The 719-nt window shown below is 46.6% G+C and carries 1 protein-coding gene; it reads right to left on the bottom strand.

The window, feature by feature from the left end; all coding sequences use genetic code 11:
• Positions 1–461 precede the first annotated feature (461 nt).
• Positions 462–719: bifunctional ADP-dependent NAD(P)H-hydrate dehydratase/NAD(P)H-hydrate epimerase (locus tag JNK74_28860; protein ID MBL7650192.1), on the bottom strand; the 258-nt coding region annotated here is incomplete at its 5' end.

Here is a 719-nt window from a genome sequence, read left to right as displayed (position 1 = left end):
TGTAATTACTGATTTCTTTCATCCGGTCAGTACCGGCATCTTGTTTAGAAACCCAGTTGAATTTCAACATGGTATAGAGCAAACCGATTATTCCCATAGCGGGAACGAGATAGATCAATTTATCCATAAGAGTTGATACTTAATATGTTCCGACCTGCTTTCCGTGTTGGGCTGCTGGTCAAGGGCGGCAAAGATAGGGGAAAATGGGTTTCAGGATTAATGTCTATAGTTTAACGTTTAAGGTCTAATGTTTAAGGTTTAACGTTTAAGTCCTGGGTATCACTAAGCCTTCGGAGTTATCCAATAGCACGCCAACCTTAAACCTTAAACGTTAAGCAAGCCTTCGGGGAATTCCAATATCAAGACAGGCTTACCACTTGGTAATGGGCAATTGGGAATGGGGAATGGGCAATCGGCAATCGGCAATGAGCAATCCGCGACAAACTATCATCTATCATCTATCATCTATCATCTATTCTCTTAAACGCTTCCCCCAAAAAGTACACTATATCCCCCGCAGTCATACTCTCCATACTCCAGGCTTTGGCGGCAAGGTCGCCGGCAAGACCGTGTAAATAAGTGCCGAGGATGGCCGCCTCCACCGAACTGTAGCCCTGAGCCAGCAATCCGGCAATGATGCCCGTCAGCACATCGCCAGTGCCTCCGGTAGCCATACCGGCATTACCGGTGCTGTTGAAAAAGCCCATTCCATCGGGTGT

Source organism: Candidatus Hydrogenedentota bacterium (assembly GCA_016791475.1).
GTDB lineage: Bacteria > Hydrogenedentota > Hydrogenedentia > Hydrogenedentales > JAEUWI01 > JAEUWI01.
This window is presented reverse-complemented; position numbering and strand designations above follow the sequence as displayed.